The sequence below is a fragment of the Streptomyces netropsis genome (assembly GCF_014203545.1).
In the GTDB taxonomy this organism is placed as follows: Bacteria; Actinomycetota; Actinomycetes; order Streptomycetales; family Streptomycetaceae; genus Streptomyces; species Streptomyces netropsis.
In genome coordinates, this window is sequence record NZ_JACHJG010000013.1 from 154,525 (window position 1) to 174,302 (window position 19,778).

General features: G+C 72.4%; 19 protein-coding genes. 10 read left to right on the forward strand and 9 right to left on the reverse strand.

Annotation, left to right across the window (positions count from 1 at the left end):
* The first annotated feature begins 18 nt into the window (after nt 1-18).
* Nucleotides 19-750: an alpha/beta hydrolase gene (locus FHS38_RS27225; RefSeq protein WP_184737894.1), complete on the forward strand. Its 732-nt coding sequence runs from the start codon at nt 19-21 to the stop codon at nt 748-750.
* Nucleotides 751-863: 113 nt separating this feature from the next.
* On the opposite strand, the gene panD is transcribed toward FHS38_RS27225, so the two are convergent.
* A complete protein-coding gene (panD, locus tag FHS38_RS27230; protein ID WP_184737896.1) occupies nt 864-1,280 on the reverse strand; it encodes an aspartate 1-decarboxylase in 417 nt (138 codons plus the stop codon).
* Between the two features lie 385 nt (nt 1,281-1,665).
* Between panD and FHS38_RS27235 the strand changes: the two genes are divergently transcribed.
* Genes FHS38_RS27235 through FHS38_RS27250 form a run of 4 tightly spaced genes read left to right on the forward strand, consistent with a single transcriptional unit; the run spans nt 1,666 to nt 5,201 of the window.
* Nucleotides 1,666-2,193 (forward strand): helix-turn-helix domain-containing protein, encoded by a 528-nt coding sequence (locus FHS38_RS27235; protein ID WP_184737898.1) that lies wholly within the window; start codon nt 1,666-1,668, stop codon nt 2,191-2,193.
* Complete coding sequence (locus FHS38_RS27240; protein WP_221495392.1) at nt 2,193-2,765, forward strand: ImmA/IrrE family metallo-endopeptidase; 573 nt, start codon at nt 2,193-2,195, stop codon at nt 2,763-2,765. The genes FHS38_RS27235 and FHS38_RS27240 overlap by 1 nt, the downstream gene beginning before the upstream one ends.
* Before the next feature lie 4 nt (nt 2,766-2,769).
* Complete coding sequence (locus tag FHS38_RS27245) at nt 2,770-3,975, forward strand: MAB_1171c family putative transporter (RefSeq protein WP_229822781.1); 1,206 nt, start codon at nt 2,770-2,772, stop codon at nt 3,973-3,975.
* Complete coding sequence (locus FHS38_RS27250; protein WP_184737902.1) at nt 3,972-5,201, forward strand: cytochrome P450 family protein; 1,230 nt, start codon at nt 3,972-3,974, stop codon at nt 5,199-5,201. Before FHS38_RS27245 ends, FHS38_RS27250 begins: the two co-directional genes overlap by 4 nt.
* On the opposite strand, the gene FHS38_RS27255 is transcribed toward FHS38_RS27250, so the two are convergent.
* The 4 genes from FHS38_RS27255 to ddaH all read right to left on the reverse strand — a co-directional run bounded on the left by FHS38_RS27255 (nt 5,161) and on the right by ddaH (nt 10,372).
* Nucleotides 5,161-7,308, reverse strand: a complete 2,148-nt coding sequence (locus FHS38_RS27255; protein ID WP_184737904.1) for a SpoIIE family protein phosphatase — start codon at nt 7,306-7,308, stop codon at nt 5,161-5,163. The two genes, FHS38_RS27250 and FHS38_RS27255, sit on opposite strands and share 41 nt — an antisense overlap.
* Before the next feature lie 192 nt (nt 7,309-7,500).
* The gene (locus FHS38_RS27260; RefSeq protein WP_184737906.1) at nt 7,501-7,947 is read right to left on the reverse strand and encodes an ATP-binding protein; all 447 of its coding nucleotides are present in this window, start codon (nt 7,945-7,947) and stop codon (nt 7,501-7,503) included.
* 538 nt (nt 7,948-8,485) lie between these two features.
* A complete protein-coding gene (locus FHS38_RS27265; RefSeq protein ID WP_184737908.1) occupies nt 8,486-9,139 on the reverse strand; it encodes a DUF4360 domain-containing protein in 654 nt (217 codons plus the stop codon).
* Nucleotides 9,140-9,592: 453 nt separating this feature from the next.
* Complete coding sequence (gene ddaH / locus FHS38_RS27270) at nt 9,593-10,372, reverse strand: dimethylargininase (protein ID WP_184737910.1); 780 nt, start codon at nt 10,370-10,372, stop codon at nt 9,593-9,595.
* Between the two features lie 58 nt (nt 10,373-10,430).
* On the opposite strand from ddaH, the gene FHS38_RS27275 reads away from it, so the two are divergent.
* Nucleotides 10,431-10,841, forward strand: a complete 411-nt coding sequence (locus tag FHS38_RS27275; RefSeq protein ID WP_184738080.1) for a (2Fe-2S) ferredoxin domain-containing protein — start codon at nt 10,431-10,433, stop codon at nt 10,839-10,841.
* A gap of 6 nt (nt 10,842-10,847) precedes the next feature.
* On the opposite strand, the gene FHS38_RS27280 is transcribed toward FHS38_RS27275, so the two are convergent.
* Together FHS38_RS27280 and FHS38_RS27285 are read right to left on the reverse strand one after the other, a co-directional pair.
* Nucleotides 10,848-12,386, reverse strand: a complete 1,539-nt coding sequence (locus FHS38_RS27280) for an APC family permease (RefSeq protein ID WP_184737912.1) — start codon at nt 12,384-12,386, stop codon at nt 10,848-10,850.
* Nucleotides 12,387-12,480: 94 nt separating this feature from the next.
* On the reverse strand, nt 12,481-13,446 hold the full coding sequence (locus tag FHS38_RS27285) for a hypothetical protein (protein WP_184737914.1): 966 nt from the start codon (nt 13,444-13,446) through the stop codon (nt 12,481-12,483).
* A gap of 346 nt (nt 13,447-13,792) precedes the next feature.
* Between FHS38_RS27285 and FHS38_RS27290 the strand changes: the two genes are divergently transcribed.
* The gene (locus FHS38_RS27290; RefSeq protein ID WP_184737916.1) at nt 13,793-14,680 is read left to right on the forward strand and encodes a DMT family transporter; all 888 of its coding nucleotides are present in this window, start codon (nt 13,793-13,795) and stop codon (nt 14,678-14,680) included.
* A 34-nt stretch (nt 14,681-14,714) separates the two neighbouring features.
* Nucleotides 14,715-15,254 carry an NUDIX hydrolase gene (locus tag FHS38_RS27295; protein ID WP_184737918.1) on the forward strand — a complete coding sequence of 180 codons (540 nt, stop codon included), beginning with the start codon at nt 14,715-14,717 and terminating at the stop codon, nt 15,252-15,254.
* Nucleotides 15,255-15,536: 282 nt separating this feature from the next.
* On the opposite strand, the gene FHS38_RS27300 is transcribed toward FHS38_RS27295, so the two are convergent.
* Both FHS38_RS27300 and FHS38_RS27305 read right to left on the reverse strand, forming a co-directional pair.
* Complete coding sequence (locus FHS38_RS27300; RefSeq protein WP_184737920.1) at nt 15,537-16,457, reverse strand: NADP-dependent oxidoreductase; 921 nt, start codon at nt 16,455-16,457, stop codon at nt 15,537-15,539.
* Between the two features lie 40 nt (nt 16,458-16,497).
* Nucleotides 16,498-17,997: an MFS transporter gene (locus tag FHS38_RS27305; protein ID WP_184737923.1), complete on the reverse strand. Its 1,500-nt coding sequence runs from the start codon at nt 17,995-17,997 to the stop codon at nt 16,498-16,500.
* Nucleotides 17,998-18,137: 140 nt separating this feature from the next.
* Here FHS38_RS27305 and FHS38_RS27310 point away from each other — a divergent pair, with 140 nt between their 5' ends.
* Entirely contained in the window at nt 18,138-18,578 is a 441-nt protein-coding gene (locus FHS38_RS27310) for a MarR family winged helix-turn-helix transcriptional regulator (protein WP_184737925.1), read from the forward strand.
* 85 nt (nt 18,579-18,663) lie between these two features.
* On the forward strand, nt 18,664-19,605 hold the full coding sequence (locus tag FHS38_RS27315; RefSeq protein WP_184737927.1) for an MBL fold metallo-hydrolase: 942 nt from the start codon (nt 18,664-18,666) through the stop codon (nt 19,603-19,605).
* Nucleotides 19,606-19,778 lie beyond the last annotated feature (173 nt).

Consider the following 19,778-nt stretch of genomic DNA (forward strand, 5'->3'; position numbering starts at 1 on the left):
ACGATCGGAAGGTCCGGCATGCCCGTACGTAGCGGTGTCGAGCAGCGGCTCGCCCTGGCGCCCAACGGCAAGTCCATCGACGTCTACCGGCCTTCGAGCGCCCCGGCGGCGTTGCCGACGGTGTTGCTGTGGCACGGCATAGGCCCCGACGAGCGGGACATCCTCATGCCGCTGGCGTGGGAGGTCGCGGCCCTCGGCACGGTCGTCTTCGCACCGGACTGGCGTTCCGACGCGGCCGACGGCGGGCGCGCGGATCTGCTCGGCTCGCTGGAGTTCGTCCGCGCGCGGGCCGCCGAGCACGGCGGCGACGCGGACCGGATCGTGCTCGCCGGCTGGTCGGCGGGGGCCTCCGCCGCGCTGGGGGTCGCGCTGCACCCGGAGGTGGCCGACGGCTGGCGTCCCCGGGCGGTCGTGGGCATCGCCTCGCGGTACGACCGTCCGGCGCGGACGACGGGGCACGTGCCCCTGGTCGATCTGGCCGCCGGCCCCGCCGCGACGCCGGTGCCGGTCCGTCTGGTGCACGGCACGGCGGACGAACAGATCGACGTCGCGTACTCCCGTGACCTGGTGGCGGCCCTGGAGGCGCACGGCTGGGCGGCCCGTCTCGACGAGGTGCACGCCGACCACGCGGGCGCCATCATGGCCGCCTACGACCCGGAGCTCGGCCGCTGCCGTCCGAGCGAGGACGAGCGCGTCCGCCGGGCCGGGGAGCTGACGGCCCGTGCCGTGGCGGAGGCGGCGGGCGCGTAGGCCCGCACCTCCGCTGCGCGGCGGTGTCCTCAAGCGCCGGACGGGCTGGAATCGGCTGAGCTCAGCCGCCAAGCCCGTCCGCCGTTGAGGCCGCAGCGCGTGCCCGGCTCGGATCAGCTCTCGACGAGGTCGCCCCGGCGCAGACCGGACCCGTCCGGGACGGCGGCGGGGTCGCTGCCCAGGTCGACGACGGCGTTGCGCTCGTCGACGAAGACGACCCGGGGTTCGAAGGCGGCAGCCTCCGCGGTGTCCATCGAGCCGTAGGCGATGATGATGACCAGATCACCGGGGCTGATCAGACGCGCGGCGGCGCCGTTGATGCCGATCACCCCGGAGCCGCGGGGCCCCTCGATGACATAGGTCGACAGCCGGGCGCCGTTGTCGATGTCGACGATGTCGACCTTTTCGCCGGGCAGCAGGTCTGCGGCTTCCATCAGATCGGCGTCGATCGTCAGGGAACCCACATAGTGCAGGTCCGCCTGGGTCACGGTGGCGCGATGGATCTTGGACTTCATCATGGTGCGGTACATGGTGTCCGCATTTTACGCGCACAGGCTTTCGAGTGCGCAAGGAAAAGGAACGGCGGCGTCACTCAATGCACCCCCGTGGCTCTGAGTGACCGCCGCACGCAACACCGGGGACGTTAGCCATCCGGATCCGGTCATCGCAACTTGCTGCATCGAAGTTGCAACATAATGCACTCGAACTCGACCTCAAATACGCATGCACCGCCCGTAAGCCGGGCATTCGATCCGCCTGCCGATGCCGTTACCGCAGGAAGGCCGCGTCCTCGGCGACGGAACGGCCGGCCGGGACTGGCTAGGGACTTCACCAGGAAGTTAGAGTCCTCCGGTCGGCACACCGCCGCGCCGCGGCGTCGACGGTGCCGCACATCGACATCCGAGAGGTTGAAGGATGAATCAGGGGGGAGGGGCTCCGGAGGCGTCGGCACGGCCCTCCCTGGAGCAGCGGATCCAGGCGGCGAAGGCCGAAATCGCCCGTCGGCTGCGGTACGTGCGCCAGCACCACCCCGAAGGCCCCTTCACCCTGGCCGGTTTGGCCGAGCGCGCGGGCGTCTCCAAACGCACGCTGTCCCACGCGGAATCCGCGGACGGCTCGAACCTCACCCTGGAGACCCTCCTCAAGGTCTCCTACAGCCTGGGCATTTCACGAGACGCGTACTTCCTGGACGAGCAGGTCTTCCACCAGGTGAACGAGGAACTGGAGACCCTGCGCGTGCTGCGGACCCAGCGCGTGGAGGGCGTGGCCCTGCGCACGTCCTCCCCCGGCTCCCCCGGCTCCCCCGGGACCGGCCACGCGCCGCCCGTGGACCGGCTGTCGGGCCTGCTCCAGGAGATCCTCGCCTCCGCGGCGCAGGCGCAGAACGAGTTACGGGACCTTCCGGCGCCGCCCGGGCCGCCGGTAATGAACGACGACCGTTGATGATGGTGATGCGCTGGCGCCGGAAAGAGCCGGACCGTGAATTCACCTCGTTCCGGCTCGACTGCGAGGAGCGCGTGCGCGCGCTCCGGCTTCCCCCGGGCGAACTGACCATTCAATCGCTCCTCGACCATCTCGGCGAGCGGTTCGGCCGCCCCATTCATCTGGTACCGCTCGCGCTTCCGCCCGGCAGCCCCGACGGGATGTGGGTGTCGGCGGAGGAGCGGGACTTCATCGCGTTCGAGGAGCGGCTCGCACCCATTCACCAACGCCAGGTCATTCTCCATGAGATCGGGCATTTCGTCTGCGACCACGAGGCGGCTCCGGTGATGACCCCCGAGGCGACCCGGTTGCTGCTGCCCTCCCTCGACCCGGAGTTGGTGCAGCGGGTCCTGGGCCGGGAGCACGCGCACTCGCCCGCCGAGCGCGAGGCCGAATTCATCGGCTCCCTCCTCGGCCGGCAGATCGGTAGCTGGACCACACAGCGCGTGTGGGAGGTACCACCGGAGGCCGCGGAACTCGCGGCCCGGCTGTCCGCGCTGGAGCGCCCGGCCCGTGAGCGAGACGAACGGTAAAAGAATGAACAACACCCTGAACAGCGTCATGTATCCGACGTGCGCCGCGGTGAACCTCCTGGCGTTCCTCTACAAGGCGAGAGTCCTGCGCGTCGACCGGTCCCCCGCGCAATGGGCCCTCGCCGGCAACTTCTTCATACCCTTCCTGATCTTCACCGTGTCGACCCCTGCGGTCTGGGTGGCGACCAGCGAGGCGGTGGGCATCCGCAACTTCTCGGGCCTGTTCACCCAGAGCTGTGTCATGCTCCTGACCGCCTGCCAGCAGCTGGTCCTGCTGCACCTCACCTACGAGCGGAACGTCGCCTGGCGCAAGGCGACACCGCGCCTCATCGGCATCGGCGCCACCATCATCGTCATGGTGACGCTGTTCTCCTTGGCCACCGAACTCCACGAGCGCCCCACCGACTTCGCGCTGAGCAGGGCGCAGTTCTACCCCGCGTACCTCAGTGTCTATCTGATCGCCTACGCCTGGAATCAGATCGACGTGTGCATCCTGTGCTGGCGCTACGCCAACATCGCCCCCACCCCGTGGCTGCGCCGCGGCCTGCGGCTCGTGGCCCTCACGCTGCCCGCCGGCCTGCTCTACGCGGGCTGCCGGGCCGCCGACATCGTCGCCGGGCAGTTCGGCACGACGGGCCACGCCTGGGAGCCGATCGTGCCGATCGCGGTCACCGTCAACACGATCGGGAAGACGGCAGGCTGGACGATGCCCGACTGGGGGCGCTCCCTCAGCGCCCTGTGGGCACGGATCGACCTGCGCCGGGCCCACGGTGAACTGCGGCCCCTGCACCGGGTCCTGACCGCCCAGGTGCCCGAGCCGGTGCTCGAACTGGAGCCGGACGCCGACCGCCGCACCCGGGTGTACCGCACGGTGATCGAGATCCGGGACGCCCAGTGGGCCCTGCGGACGTGGATGGACCCCGCCGTCGCCGAGACCGCCGTGGCCCGGGCCGCGGACGCCGGGCTGACGGGCGACGACCTCGCCGCGACCGTCGAGGCCGCACTGCTCGCCGCCGCCCTGCGGGCGAAGGAGCACGGCCTGCGGCCCGCCGAGCACGCGAGCACCCCGCTCGCCGCCGAACCCCAGGACCTGGCCGCCGAGCTGTCCTTCCAGCGCACGCTGGCCCGCGCCTTCGCCACGTCCCCGATCGTGGCGGACACCCTCGCCCGTACCCCGCTCAGCCACGCCTCGTCGGAGCAGACCGCATGACAGACCGGACCACGGCCCCCGCTCTCCCCCAACCCTTCGTGGGGACGTTCTTCACCGACCCCTACCCCGTCTACGCGCGGCTGCGCGAGGCCGCGCCCGTGCACCGCATCGCGCTGCCGGACGGCTCCCCGGTGTGGCTCGTGACCCGGGAGGCCGATGTACGCGCCGGCATCACCGATCCGCGGCTGTCGGTCAACAAGGACCGCTCCGGCGTGGGCTACAAGGGCTTCTCCCTGCCCCCGGCGCTGGACGCCAACCTCCTCAACATCGACCCCGAGGACCATCTGCGGCTGCGCCGCCTGGTCTCGAAGGGCTTCACCCCGCGGCGCGTCGAGGACCTGCGGGGGCGCGTACAGGCCGCGGCAGACCGGCTCGCCGACGAACTCGCGGTCCGCGAAGGCCCCGTCGACGTCGTCGCCGCCTTCGCCAATCCGCTGCCGCTGGTCGTCATCGGGGATCTGCTCGGGGTGCCGGAGCCGGACCGCCGGCCCTTCTCGGAGCGGGTCGCGACCATGCTCGCCCCGGAGCACCCGGGGCAGATCGTGGAGGCCGTGGACCACATCCACCGCTTCCTGGTGGACCTCGTCGCGGCCCGTCGGGCGGATCCCGGCGACGACCTCCTCTCGGCGCTCATCGCGGCCCGCGACGACGGCGACCGGCTCAGTGAGGACGAGCTGGTCTCCCTGGCCTTCCTGATCCTCATGGCCGGCAGCGAGAACGCCCAGCACCTGATCAGCGGCGGTCTGCTGACCCTGCTGAGCCACCCCGGCCAGCTCGCCGAGGTACGGGCCGACCCGGCGCTGCTGCCCGCGGCCGTGGAGGAGCTGCTGCGCTACGCGCACCCCAATCAGATGGCCATCCGCCGCTTCCCCACCGAGCCCGTCGAGTTCGGCGGGGTACGCATCCCGGTCGGCGACACGGTGCTGCTCTGCCTGGCCTCCGCCCACCGCGACCCCGCCCGCTACCCGGACCCGGACCGCTTCGACGTCCACCGGGCGGACAAGGCGCATCTCGCGCTCGGCCAGGGCATCCACTACTGCCTCGGGGCACCGCTGGCCCGGATGGAGATCCAGATCGCCCTGGAGACGCTGCTGCGCCGGTTCCCCCGCCTGGAGCTCACCGTGCCCGCGGACCGGCTGCGCTGGCGCACCTCGTTCCGCTCGCACGCCCTCAGGGAGCTGCCCGTCACGGTGCGGGCGAATCCGGAGAAGCCGGAGAAGGATTAGGCGGTTCGCTGACGGGGTCCGGCTCTGCACGGACCCGTGCGATGAGCAGGGCGACGTCGTCGTCGTTGCCCTCGGGCAGGTCCTTCAGCAGCAGGTCGCAGGTGGCCTCCGGCTCCCGGGGCGGGCCGTCGAGCAGGGCGAGCAGGGCCTCCAGGCGGGAGTCGATGGCCTGGTCGCGGGTCTCCACCAGGCCGTCGGTGTAGAGGATCAGCTGGTCGCCGGGGGCCAGGTCCACGCTGACGCTCTCGAAGGGGATGCCGCCGACGCCGAGCGGGGCCCCGGTGGGGAGTTCGACCAGTTCGGGGCGGTGGCCGGGGCGGAGGACGACGGGCGGCAGATGCCCGGCGTTGGCCACGCAGGCCCGCCCGCGCTCGGGGTCGTAGACGGCGTAGACGCAGGTGGCGATCATCTGGTCGAGCCCGGAGGCGGTGTCGTCGAGGTGGCGCAGCACCTGTGCCGGGTCGATGCCGAGGCCGGTCAGGGTGCGGGCGGCGGTGCGCAGCTGTCCCATCGCCGCGGCGGCGTTGATGCCGCTGCCCATCACGTCGCCGACGACGAGGGCGCTCTTGCCGCCGGGTTGCGGGATGGCGTCGAACCAGTCGCCGCCGACGTTGTTGGCGAGCCCGGCGGGCTGGTAGCGGTAGGCGATGTCCAGGCCCGCCAGCTGCGGGGGCCGGTGCGGCAGCAGATCGCGCTGGAGGGTGAGGGCGGTGGCGCGTTCGCGCTGGTACCAGCGGGCGTTGTCGATGCAGACCGCGGCGCGGGCGGCCAGTTCGCCGGCGAGGACGACGTCGTCCTCGCCGAAGGGCGCCGGGTTGCCGATGCGCTTGAGGTCCAGGGCACCGAGCACCTCGCCCCTGGCGATCAGCGGCACCGCCATGTAGGAGTGCAGCCCGGCGTCGGCCAGCAGGCGGACGGCGGCCTCGTCCCGGGCGATGCGCGGCAGGTCGGCGGCGGTGACGTGGGCGATGTGGACGGGGCGGCCGGTGCTGACGCACTGGGTGACCAGCCGGTCGGCGTCGTACTTCGCGATCTGCCCCGGGGGGTCGGCCGCGCGGACGGCCTCGGCGGCCTCGGCCGTGTCACTCGCCGCCACGGCCAGCGCGCGGAAGACGGCCGCCTGCCCGCCCGGTACGGAACCGGAGCGGGTGCCGCCCAGGACGGTGTCGAGGACGTCGACGGCGGCCACGTCCGCCAGGTCGGGCACGACGACCTCGGCGAGCTCCCGGGCCGTCTGGTCGAGGTCGAGGGTGGTACCGATCAGTACGGAGGCGTCGGCGACGAGGGACAGCCTGCGGCGGGCCTCGGCGGCCGCGCGGTGCCGGTCGGTGACGTCCACGACGGAGGTGGCGAGGCCCAGGGGGCGGCCGCCGGCGTCCTCCAGCCGGTAGTAGGAGACCAGCAGCGCCCGGTCGGGGCCGACGCCGCTGCCCACGGGACGGCCGACGGAGAACTCGTCCAGCAGCGGGATGCCGGTCTCCATGACCCGGCGCATCGCGGACTCGATCTGCTCGGTGTCCGCGAACGGCAGCGCGTCCCGGACGGGCCGGCCGAGGTGCCGCTCGGCGGGCAGGTCGTTGATGCGCTCCAGGGCGGGGTTGACCAGGACGTACCGCAGCTCGGTGTCCAGCACGGCGAGCCCGATCGGGGACTGGGCCACCAGCCGGAGCGACAGCGCAAGGTCCCGTTCGACGTCCCGCAGGACCGCCTGGTCGGTGGACATCCCGAGGGCGTACAGCCTGCCGTCCTCGTCCTCCAGCCGCATGGTGCGCAGCTCGATCAGCCGGGAGCCGCCGTTCTTGTGCCGGGCGGGGAAGACACCGGCCCAGCCCCCGCCCTCGCTGACCACCCGGGCGAACTCCGCGAGGACCGTCTCGAAGTCCTCCTCGGCGACCAGCAGCCGGGCGGCGAACGACCCGAGCGCCTCGGCCGGGGTCCAGCCGAACAGTTCCTCGGCCTGGGGGCTCCACAGCACGATGCGGCCGTCCTGGTCCAGGACCACGGCGGCGACGCTCAGTACGTCCAGCAGGCTGCCCGGCTCGTGCCGGGCGGTGTGCCCGGCCGGGATCCGGCCGGGCTCGGGCCGGAATGTGTCGGCACTGCCCATGCGAGGACCTCCCTCCGCCCGCTCGGGGTGGTGCGGCGGCCTCGTGCCGGTCTGCCTGTCCCTCTTTCCTCGTCCCGTGCGCCGCAGCGACTTCCATGGTCTCTCCGAACCGGCCCACCTCGCAGCCCGCGGCGCCGGGGAAGCACCACCGGCGGCGGCCCGGAAGCGGTCCACGGGAGGTCACCGCCCCGGTCAGGCCCCGGGCGTGCCCGCCGGGATGCGCAGCGTGAACCAGACGGTCTTCCCCTCGTCGCACGCGTGGTGGCCCCACTGGGCGGCGATCTGCTCGACCAGCCACATCCCCCGCCCGTTCTCGCTGTCCGGCCCGGCCTCGGCGCAGTGGGGCAGCAGCCCGCCGGCGTCGGTGACCTGGGCGACCAGGTGGTCGAAGGCGCGGGTGAGGACGAGGCGGACGTCACCGGCCGCCATCGGGACGTGCACGATGGCGTTGGTGACGAGTTCGGAGAGCAGGAGCGTGGTGTCCGCCGCGAGCTCGGCGAGCCCCCACTCGCTCAGCCGGCGCTCGGAGAAGCGCCGCGCGGCCGCGACGGACCGGGTCGAGGAGGGCAGCGAGATGGTGTGCGAGGGCAGACCGGGCGGCAGGTAGTGCGGCGCCCAGCGCGAGGGCGGGCTGTGCATGCACAGCGGCATGCCGCGGCCCCCGTGGCCGAGGAGTCGCTGCGGGTGCGGCGCCCGGGTCCGGAGGGGGTCGGGGACGCCGGGGGCCCCGGGAGCGGGGAAGGCTCCGGGAAAGACATGGGCCGTATGCGAGGAGCTCAGGATGTGGCTACTGGGAGGCATAGGGGGCTCTGGCAATCGACTAGCGCGAAGGGCGCTGAACGAGGACTCGTCTCCGACGCCTGGGCGGCCCTGGGGGCTGTGCGGACCGCTCGTCTTCGCATGGGGATTTCCCACATTCGCTCGATTTCCGCCAGAGGTCTATACCCTATGGGTGACGATGGGCCTGCGGAGCGCTATCCCCGCAGGTGGGGTGGTTGCAAGGGCATAAAGTCCCGGTGTGCAAAAGGCGGGCAAAGACCCTGAACGGCCGCGCGCACCGGGTGCCGCGAGGATCACGAGCGGGCGCGAGCCCGCCGGAACGCCTCCGGCGGACCCGCCGGTCGCCAAAGGCGCCCCCGCGGGTCCGCTGGTCGCCCGCGTCCGCGGGGCGTGACGGCTAGGCCGTTCTCGGGCATTCCTTCCAGGACAGGTGGTAGACGGTGTTGATGTCGCCGTCCGTCGAGTCCATCGTCATGAAGCTCGTCGTCCTGCTCGGGTCCGAGCTGCCGGCGCCGACGCGGAGTTCGGTGTTGATGTTGAAGTTCCGCTTCTCACCGCAGGGCGCCCAGACCAGCGCGCCGACCGGAACCCGGTCGTTCGCCTGCCAGTTGTCCTTGTACGGACCCCTGAAGGCGTGGCTGCTCGGCGTGGTCGCGGACGACCCCTGGAAGTAGTACGACGCCTTCTGGGTGCCGACGGCACCGGACTCCAGGGACGCGAATCCGCGGTAGTCGGCACTGGCGATCGCGTAGGTGAAGCCCTGCGGCACGTGCACGATCAGGTTCAGCTGGCAGTTCTTGCGGAAGTCGGTCGGCTTGGAACCGACGCCCACCTGGGCGAGGTAGTCGCTGTAGGTGACGGTGAAGGCCGTGTTGTCGGGGGCGACGGCCACCGCCGCGGTTCCCGCGGGACATCCCGACCCATTGACGGTCGCTATCTCGATCACGATTTTGTCGGGGGGCGGGGTGATGAGGGACGCGGGGTTGTGCGTGGCGAGCGGCGCGGCGAGTAATGCCGCGATCGCGCTGCCGGTGAGAATGCCGCCGGGCATGGGTTCTCCTGTCGATTGTCTTCGCGCCCTACGGCGCGAGGGGAAGACGAAAGGATCCTGAAGTGCCCGCACCGCGGGAATCACGGCTGTGAATTCACGCTTTCCCCTGAGCGGTAGGGGCGGGTCGATGGGGTGCCGACTCGGCTGCGGGAGCGTCAGGAGTCAGTGGTTCCGGACCGACGAAAGAGCCATGGACCACGGCATTGTCCTTCGAGCACGGTTTTGATACGAGCATGCACATGCCAAGCCACTGTGCTGCCCTCCTGCGGTCCGTAGGACTGGGAGCGTTCGAATAATAGGGAGCGGCACGCGCGTTGGCTAGAGTTCGCACCGGTGATCCGTTTCGGCTCTTTGGCTCAAAAGGAATGGGCCGCCGAACGCCGCTTCCCGGGCGTTTACTTCTCGCTTCAAGCAGTGCCGCCCGAGAGTTTTCCGATCGGGTCCACAACGGGCCTACAACTCGCGCAACCGCACCGACAGGCAGGTCACGCAGCCCTCCAGTTTCTCGAACTCGCCGATGTCCACCACTACCGGCCGATATCCCAGGCCGGCGTAGAGCGCGGCCGTCCTCGGGGCACTGGCGGCCATCAACAGCCGGTCGCCGCCCAGCAGCACGACGTGCGCACCGGACTCCTCGGGCACCGGCAGGAAGCGCGGGAAGAGGGACGGCTCGTCGACGAGCGACGGGTGCCCGACGACCGTGCCGTCGGGGAGCGCGGTCACCGCGGACTTCAGGTGCAGCACCTTGGCGCCGCCCCCGAGGGGGACGGCCACCACCCGGGCGCCCAGCGGGCCGAAGACCGCGCGCAACTGCCGTACGCCGTCCGCGTTCGTACGTCCACCCCGGCCTACGTAGAGGGTGTCGCCGACCTTGAGGACGTCGCCGCCGTCGAGCGTGCCGGGCTCACGGATCCGGTCGACGGAGCAGCCGAGCGCCGCGACGGCCTCCTTCGCCCCCGCCCTCTCGGCCCGGCGCCCGGCCGCGCCGGAACGGGCGATGAGGGCGACGTTCCGGAAGACCACCATGGTGTCCTCGATGAAGACCCCGTCCGGGCAGTCGTCGGCGGGGGTGGCCTCGACGGTCCGCCAGCCGTGCGCGCGCAGCGCCTCGACGTAGCCGTGCCATTGGCGCAGGGCGAGCGCGGCGTCGACGGGGGTGCGTTCGATGTGGGTCACCAGACCCTCGGCGAGCCGGGGCCCCGGGCGGCGCACCAGGGCGGTTTTGCCGGACATACAGTCATCCTCTCGTCAACGGACGGACGGGCCCGGCCTGCGTATCATCGGGCCGGTGATCTCGAACAGCACCCGCCGCGCCCCTTCCGCTCCCGCCCCCTGCCGGATCACGGTCTGCCGCGGCTGCTGCTGCGGCGACCCGGCGAAGATCCCCGGTGTCGACCACGGCGGGCAGATAGCGAGGCTGCGCGGCGCCGTCGACGGGGCCGCGCAGGTGCGCGCGTCGGAGTGCCTGGACGTGTGCGACCAGGCGAATGTGATGGTGGTTCAGCCGTCGGCGGCGGGCCGGGCCGCCGGGGGGCGGCCCGTGTGGCTGGGGCTCGTCAACGACGACGACGCGCTGGCGGACATCGCCGCGTGGGTGCGGGCCGGCGGTCCCGGGCTGGCGGAGCCGCCCGGGGTGCTGGACCTGTACGCGTTCACGGTCTCGCGGCGGGTGAGCCAGGGGCTGGGCGGCTCGGAGGCCTGAGACCGGTCAGCGGCGGGACGACTCGGACAAGGGGGCGGCCGCCGCCTTCTCCAGCAGGAACGCCTCGTTGCCCAGCCCGATCCGGGCGTGCCGCTCCGGCCGCGCGGACTTCAGCACCAGCCCGTAGACCAGCCCGAGGACGACGGCCGCGGCGACGATGCCCGGCAGTACCCAGCGCAGGACGGAACCGGGGTCGGCGCCGAGCAGCACGTCGAAGTCCTTGACCGCGTAGACGAGGATGCCGAGCAGCGCGAGCCCGGCGACGCCGGAGGCCACCAGCCGCGGGGCCTGGGCACGGGCCGCGCCCCGCCGGACGAAGAAGACGATGACCGCGGCGCTCGCGGCGGCCATCAGGACGATGATGCCGAGCGCCCCGACGTTGCCCATCCAGGTGAACAGCCGCTGGACGGGCGCGGTCGGGTCGCCGTGCGGCTTGTCGTCGGTGATCGCGAAGAGCAGGACGGCGAGCAGCGAGACGACGCTCTGGAGCAGCGAGCCGTGGGCGGGCGCGCCACTGGCCTTGGAGGTCCGGCCGAAGGCGGCGGGCAGCAGGCCCTCGCGGCCCATGGCGAAGGCGTAGCGGGCGACGACGTTGTGGAAGCTGAGCATCGCGGCGAACATGCCGGTGACGTAGAAGACGTGCATCACGTCGGTGAAGGTGTTCCCGAACCGGTCGGCGGTGAGGGCGAACAGCAGGTTCGGGCCTTCCTTCCGGGACTCGCCGACGATCTGCGAAGGCCCGGCGGCGACGCTCAGCGCCCAGGAGCTGACGGCGTAGAAGAGGGTGACGAAGCCGACGGCGAGGAAGGTCACCCGGGCGACGACCTCCTGCGGACGGGTGGTCTCCTCGGCGTACACGGCGGCCTGCTCGAAGCCGACGAAGGAGGCGATGGTGAAGCAGAGCGCGGTGCCCAGGCCGGCGCCACCGAGGGTCTCGGGGTTGAACGCGTGCAGCGAGAAGCCGTCCTTGCCGGGGCTCGCGACACCCGCGACGTCGAAGACGGCGACCATGGCGCACTCGACGAGCAGCAGCACGCCGAGGACCTTGGCGTTGAGGTCTATCTTGAGCCAGCCGAGGGCACCGACGATCAGCACGGCGCCCAGCGCGGGCAGCCACCACGCGACGTCGACGTGCAGGTACGTGGCGAGCAGCCCGGAGAGTTCGTAGCCGAAGATGCCGTAGATCGCGAACTGCATGGCGCTGTAGGCGACCAGCGCGACGACGGAGGCGGCGGCGCCGGCCGTGCCGCCGAGGCCGCGGGCGATGTAGGCGTAGAAGGCCCCGGCATTGTGGACGTGGCGGCTCATCTCGGCGTAGCCGAAGCCGAACAGCGTCAGCACCACGCCGAGGATGACGTAGAGGAGGGGCTGCCCGACGATGCCCATGGTCCCGTAGGTGGTGGGCATGACGCCGGCCGTGACCATCAGGGGCGCGCTGGCGGCGACCACCGACAGCAACAGTCCGGCCAGGCCTATCCGGTCGGCGCGCAGGCGTCTGTCCTGGCCCTTGAAGGTGCTGATCTCGCTCGTGGTGCCCGTCGACATGGCGGGGGTCGTCCTTCCCGTGGGGGGTGAGCGGGGTTGGGGGTGCGCACGCGACCGGCGGGGACGCGCGCGGGTGGCGCGGGGTCCGCGCGGGTCACGCCGCGCCGAGGGCGGCGCGGCGAGCGGCGTGGAACGCCTTGGCGGGATCCCGGTCGGGGTAGGACCAGGGGGCGCGGACGGCGTGCGGGCCGATGCGGGTGAGCAGGGCCGCGGCCTCGGCCATCCGGCCCTCGTGGAGCTTGGCGTGGGCGAGGTAGTTGAGGTCGACCTTGCGGCGGGGGTGGGCGGTGGCGGCCGCGTCCTCGTCGACGTCCCATTCGAGCCACCAGTCGAAGGCCGCCTTCATCACCTGCCGGGCCCGCCGGGTGGCCCAGTGCCCGGAGCGGGCGGGGTCGCGGGGTTCGAGGCCGGCCTGGGCGAGGACGCGGTAGCGCTCGGCGTGGGCCACCACGGGCAGGACGGCCAGGGGCGAGTCGGCGGGGGCCTGCTCGGCGGCCCAGGAGGCGAAGTCGTAGACCTCGTGCAGCGGGTCGTCCCGGTCGTCCCTCTGGTGTTCGGCCAGGCAGGCGGCCATCAGGTGGTGCGCGTGGTGGTGGTCGCGGTGGCGGGCGCGCACCTGGTCGAAGGCGCGGACGCGCTCGTCGTCGGTGCCGGTCCGGCGGGCGAGGACGAGGATGGCGAGCCAGGGGGACGGATCGGCCGGGGCCATCCTGGCCGCGGTCAGCGCGCACGCGCGGGCCGCCTCGGGGCTGCCCTTGCCGCGCACGGCCCGGAAGACGGTGGCGCAGGCGAGGAGGGCGGCGGCGTCGGGACTGTCGGGCTCGGCGAGCTGCCACTCCCGGGCCCAGGCGACGCTGGTGGAACCTTCGCCGAGGACGGTGAGGCGGTGGCCGCGGCGGTCCCAGTCGTCGCCGGTCTCGGCGAGGAGCTTACGGGCGTCCGCCCAGCGGCCCCTCGCCAGCGCGTCGCGGACGGTGGCGAGTTCGGTGTCGTCGAGGGCGGGGTCGAAGGTCAGCCCGTCCTTGTTCCGGGGGCGGCCCAAGGGGGGTGGGGGCGTCATCGTCGGGCTTCCTCCACGGCGTACGTCCCCTCCGGGCGCCGGGTCAAGGCGTCCGCAAACAAGCTGTCGCAATCACGCACAGCAAAGCGGTAGTCACGGCTCCGAGTCAAGACCGATCTTGAGCTGACACTTCATCAATTGACGTAGCGTCAGATCCCCTTACCGAGGGACAGCATGTCCGATCGACGAACGACTGTTCGGTCGTGAGAGTGGAGGCCGGGACACCGTTCGGCCGTTTGCCCGCCCGGCGAGCCGAAAGACCGGCACCCGGCCGTCGCACCGCCCTACGGCGGTTAGCCTCGTCCCGTCAAGTCTCCTACGACCCGCTGGTCTTGAGGTGCACGGCGTGTTGGTCTTCGTCTTCGCCCTGAGTGCGGCGTTCTGCCTGGGTGTCGGATTCGTTCTCCAGCAGAACGCGGCCCAGCACGCCCCGATGAGCGACTTCCTGTCCTTGCGGCTGCTGCTGGACCTCGCCCGGATGCCCCGCTGGCTGGCCGGCATCGGGCTGATGGTGTGCGGCATGGCCCTCGGCGCGGTGGCGCTCGGCCGGGGCGAGGTCTCGCTGGTGGAGCCGCTGCTGGCAACGAATCTGCTGTTCGCGATGGCCCTGTCCCGCCGGCAGACCGGGCAGCCGCTCGGACCGGCGGGCTGGGGCGGGCTGTGGCTGCTGGCGGGCGGGGTGACGGCGTTCATCGTCGCGGGCCGCCCGCACGGCGGGGACACCACCGCCGACCCCTTGCGCCAGTGGCTGTTCATCGGCCCGATGGTGGGCACGGCGCTCCTGCTGGCGGCGGTCTCCAGGCGGGTCCGGATGACCGTGGAGGCGGCGCTGCTGGGCGTGGCGGCAGGCCTGCTGTACGGCGTTCAGGATGCCCTGACCCGGCTGAGCGGCCAGCGGCTGCACAGCGGCGGCTGGGCCGCGCTGCTGCTGAGCTGGCAGCCCTACGCGGTGGTGGTCCTCGGCGTCGTGGGGCTGGTGTTCGTGCAGAGCGCCTTCGAGACGGCCCCGCTGCGGCTGTCGCTGCCCGCCCTGACGGCGGCCCAGCCACTGGCGGGCATCGTGTGCGGGGTGGGGTTCCTGGGAGACCAGGTGCGGACCACGACCGCGGCGCTGGCCTGGGAGGCGGCGGGGCTGGCGGCGATCGTGATCGGCATCGTGCTGATCGGCCGCCACCCGGCGATGCCACCGGGGGTGGGCGACGCGGGCCGGGTACGCGATCTCCAGCCGCGCTGAGCCGCGCGCGCCGGCCGGCTGGTTGGATGGCCGCATGACCGATCAGCAAGGGCGGGCGGCCGACGAGCTGCTGGACATCGTCGACGAGCGGGACGAGGTCGTGGGACAGGCGCCCCGCGGCGAGGCCTACGCACGCGGGCTGCGCCACCGCTGCGTCTTCGTCCTGGCCAGGGACGGCGCGGGGCGGATCTTCGTGCACCGCCGCACCGCCACGAAGCTCGTCTTCCCCTCGCGCTACGACATGTTCGTGGGGGGTGTGGTCGGAGCCGGCGAGTCGTACGACACGGCGGCGCTGCGCGAGGCCGAGGAGGAACTGGGCGTCAGCGGCCTGCCGGCCCCCACGCCGCTGTTCCGCTTCCTCTACGGCACTCCGGAACACTCGTGGTGGTCGGCGGTCTACGAGGTGCGGTGCGACCTGCCGGTCGAGCCCCAGGCCGAGGAGGTCGCCTGGCACGCCTTCCTCACCGAGGAGGAGCTGACGGCACGGCTCCCCGAGTGGGACTGGGTCCCGGACGGCCTGGAAGCCTACCGGCGCTTGCTCGGGTCGCGGGATGACACCGGCGGCCGGCAGTAGGTGGCCTGCTACGGCCGGGTCACGGGCACGAGAGCCCGGATGCCCCTCCCCACCAGGGGCGGAGGCGCCGCAGGCCCACGGACCTGAGGGCCCGGGACGCGCAGGTGGGTCGCGGGGCGTAAAGCGAAGCAGCCCCGCAACCCACCGGAGCGGCACGGGCCCGCCCCCGGCCGGGCCCGCACGGGCCGACGGCCCGAACCACACTGCCCGCCGCAGGCGAAGGGGCCGGGCCCGCACAAGGGGCGAAGACCCGAGCCCCCACCAGCCCGCCGCCGGCGACCGTCAGACGGTGACCACGATCTTCCCTCGCGTGTGCCCCTCCGCGCTCAGCCGCTGCGCGTCCGCCGTCTTCTCCAGCGGGAACACCTCCGCGACCTCGACCGTCAGCACACCCTGCTCCGCCAGGTGGCTGAGCGCGGTGAGATCGGCGGTGTCGGGACGCACCCACAGCAGGCGGCCGCCGAGGGCCGCCACGTCCGGGTCCGCGATGGAGATCAGCCGGGCGCCGGGGGCGGTCACCTCGGGCGAGGTGTGGATCGTTCCGCCGCCGACCAGGTCGAGGACCACGTCGACGCCTTCGGGCGCCAGGGCCCGCACCCGCCCGGCCAGGCCGTCCCCGTAGGTGACGGGCTCGGCGCCCAGCGAGCGGAGGTAGTCGTGGTTGCGCTCGCCCGCCGTGCCGATGACGCGGGCGCCGAGGTGCTTGGCGAGCTGTACGGCCATGGTGCCGACCCCGCCGGCGGCGGCGTGGACGAGGACGGTGTCCCCCTCGCCGGTTCCGGCGGCCCGCAGCGCCTGGTAGGCGGTCAGGCCGGCCAGCGGGATGCCCGCGGCTTGCTCGAAGGTGAGGTTGGCCGGCTTGCGCGCGAGGGTGCGCACCGGAGCGGCCACGTACTCGGCGAAGGTGCCCCGGGAGAGGAAGTCCTCACGGACGTAGCCGATGACCTCGTCGCCGATCTCGAACTCGGGGGTGTCCGCGCCCAGGCCGACGACGACGCCGGAGACGTCCCAGCCCGGGACGACCGGGAAGACGGCCTGGAGCATGCCGTCGAGGTAGCCCGCCTGGGCCTTCCAGTCGACGGGGTTGACGGCCGCGGCCCGGACCTTGATCAGGACCGAGTCCGGACCGACCTTGGGCTCGGGGAGCTCGCCGAACTCCAGGACCTCGGGTCCGCCGTAGGCGCGGTAGCTGATGGCCTTCATGGTGGTGCTCCTTACGGGAGGGTTGGCGGGGGCCGGAGGGTCAGGCTTTGGCGGATGCGGTCCCAGCGTCCGCCGGGGCGGCGTGGTCCGCCACTTCGGCGGGGCGCGGGCCGTGGACCTTGCGCAGGCCCAGCCAGGCGACGAACGCGACCAGCAGGAACGCGGTACCCGCGATCACGAAGGTCAGCGAGAACTGGCTCTCGGCGGGCAGCCTCGGTGCGCCCGGCGGCAGGTGCTCGAGGCTCTTGGAGGCGAGCACCGTGGTGATCATCGCGCTGCCGATCGCGCTGCCGGTCGAGCGGGAGATGGAGTTGATGCCGTTGGCGATGCCGGTCTGGTGGGGCGGCACGCTGGCGACGATCACCGCGGGCATGGCGGCGTAGCCGAAGCTGATGGCCGCGCCGACGAACATGCCGGCGGCGATGACGGAGAAGGCGTGCTCGTGGTCGAGGGCGATCCAGACGAAGCCCGCGGTGCCGACGATCGAGGCGAGCAGCAGGACCAGGCGCGGGCCCTTGTGGCGGACGAGCTGGCCGCCGACGGGGGCCGCGAGCAGCGAGACGATCGTGCTGGGCAGCAGGAACTGGACGGAGGCGCGCAGGACGCTGGCGTCGAAGCCGTAACCGGCGATCTTCGAGGGCATCTGCACGAGGTAGGAGACGCCGATGAAGAGCGCGAAGGAGCCGAAGCCGACGAGCAGACCGGCGATGTTCGCGAAGAGCACCGGGCGGTGGGCGAACATCTTCATGTCGACCAGCGGCTCGCGCACCTTGCGCTCGACGATCGTCCAGAGGGCGGCCATCACCACGGCGCCGGCGAAGCAGCCGATCGTCCGGGTGGAGGACCAGCCCCATTCGTGGCCCTGGGTGATGGGCAGCAGGAGCAGCACGAGGGCGGCGGCGAGGCTCAGCGCGCCGAGGACGTCGGTGCGGCCGCCGGTGGTCTGCCGGGTGGCGGGGACGAGGAGGACGACGGCCAGCAGGGCGAGCGCGGCCAGGCCGGTGGCCAGCCAGAACGCACTGCGGTAGTCGGGGTTGTCGCCGGAGGTCAGCAGGCCGGTGGCCACGAGCGCGAGGCCGCTGCCGAACGCGAGCGTGCCGCTGACCATGGCCATCGCGCCGGGGAGCTTGGCGGGGCGGACCTCCTCGCGCAGGACGGACAGCGCGAGCGGGAAGATCGCGGTGGCGGCGCCCTGGAGCACCCGGCCGACGATGAGCCACAGCAGGGAGTGGGTGACGGCCGCGAGGACCGAGCCCGCGACCATGACGATCAGCACGCCGACGAGGGTCTGCTTCTTGCCGTGCTGGTCGCCGAAGCGGCCCAGCAGCGGGGTGAAGACCGCGGCGGAGAGCAGGGTGGCGGTGGTGACCCAGCTGACGTTGGCCGAGGAGGTTTCGAGGTCGTTCTGGATGAGGCCGAGGATCGGCACGACCAGCGTCTGCATCATCGAGACGACCATGGCGGCGAGGCTCAGGGCGAAGACGATGACCGTCTCGTTCCGCTGCCCGCCGCCGGATGCGGTGGTGGCTTGGGTACTCATGAGGGGTGGCGGGTCCTTCGAGTTACTTCACGACATGGATGCTTGAGATCGTCAAGCAACTCGATGCACGGTAGGCTTAAATAGTTCACGTAGTCAAGTTAATGTTTTACGGGCTCAAGCTCCTTGAGTACACTCGAACCATGACCGCGATCACCCCCCAGCCCCCGACCAAGGCCCAGCTCCTGGAGCTGGTGGCGGCGCTCGGCACCGCCCAGTGGCAGGACTTCGCGGCCGCCGCCGCCCGGCACGGGCTCACCTCCGTCCAGGCGAAGCTGCTCGCCCAGCTCAAGGGCCCGGTCCCGATGCGCGGCCTGGCCACCCTGCTGGTCTGTGACGCCTCCAACGTCACCGGCATCGTGGACCGCCTCGAATCGCGCGGCCTGGTCCGCCGCGAGCCCGACCCCCGCGACCGCCGGGTGAAGAACGTGGTCGCCACCGACGAGGGCCTGGAGACCATCCGCCGGGTCCGGGCCGAGATGCAGGCCACGCACAGCGCGCTCGACGCCCTCGACGAGGAGGAGCGCACCGCGCTCTACGGACTGCTGGAGCGGCTGCGCCCGGGCATGGAGCGGCGGGCCTGACCGGCCCTCCCCCGGCCGGCCCCTGACCGTATTCTGACGGTCAGTCCGATCCGCGCGCCCGCGCGGACGCAAGGGGAGGCCAGCGATGTCCAGCTCGACCACCGCCCGAGCCGTCGAACCGGCGGACACGGAGCCGTACACGGTGCCGCTCGCACCAGGGGTGAGCGCGTTCGTCCAGCCCGACGGCGGCTGGTGCCTGAACAACGCCGGGTTCGTGACGGCGGGCGGCCGGACCCTGCTGATCGACACCGCCGCGACCGAGCGGCGGGCGCGCCTGCTGCGCGCCGCCGTCACCGACAGCGGCGCTCCGCTGCCCACCACCGTGGTCAACACCCACCACCACGGCGACCACACCTACGGCAACTGCGTGTTCCCCGAGGCCACCGTCGTCGGGCACACGGCCTGCCGCGAGGAGACCCTCGCCGCGGGACACCAGCTGCACGGCATCTGGCCCGGGGTCGACTACGGCGATGTCGCCATCACCCCCGCCACGCTCACCTACTCCGACTCGCTCGCCGTCCACATCGGCGACATCGAGGTACGCCTGATCCACCCGGGCGTCGCCCACACCGTCGGCGACACCGTCGCCTGGCTGCCGGAGCAGGGCATCGTCTTCACCGGCGACCTGATCTTCAACGGCGGCACCCCCTTCCTCATGATGGGCTCCCTCGCGGGATCGCTGCGCGCGCTGGAGCGGCTGCGCGCGCTCGACGCCCGGATCGTGGTGCCCGGCCACGGCCCCGTCACCGACCCCGGGGTGTACGACGCCACCGAGGCCTATCTCCGGTACGTCGACGAGCTGGCCCGCACCTCCCGCGCGGCGGGGCGCACCCCGCTGGAGGCGGCCCGCGCGGCGGATCTCGGGGAGTTCGCGTCGCTGCGCGAGAGCGAGCGCCTGGTCGCCAATCTGCACCGCGCGTACGCCGAGCTGGAGGGGCTTCCGCTGGGCGCCCCGCTGAACCTGCCGGAAGTACTCGGCGACATGATGACGATGAACGGTGGCAAACCGATGGCCTGCCACGCCTGAGCCCGCGCGAGCCCCCGCGCCGGTCGGCCCGGGGGCGGTCCGCGGCCGGGGAGAGGCCAGGGGGACGCGAAAGCGGATCACTTTCGTCCCCGGTGCCCCCTAGACGGCATACCGACCGGTCGGCATCATGATCGGGGACCGCACGTCCGCATGTTCAACTCCCCGTGGAGGAG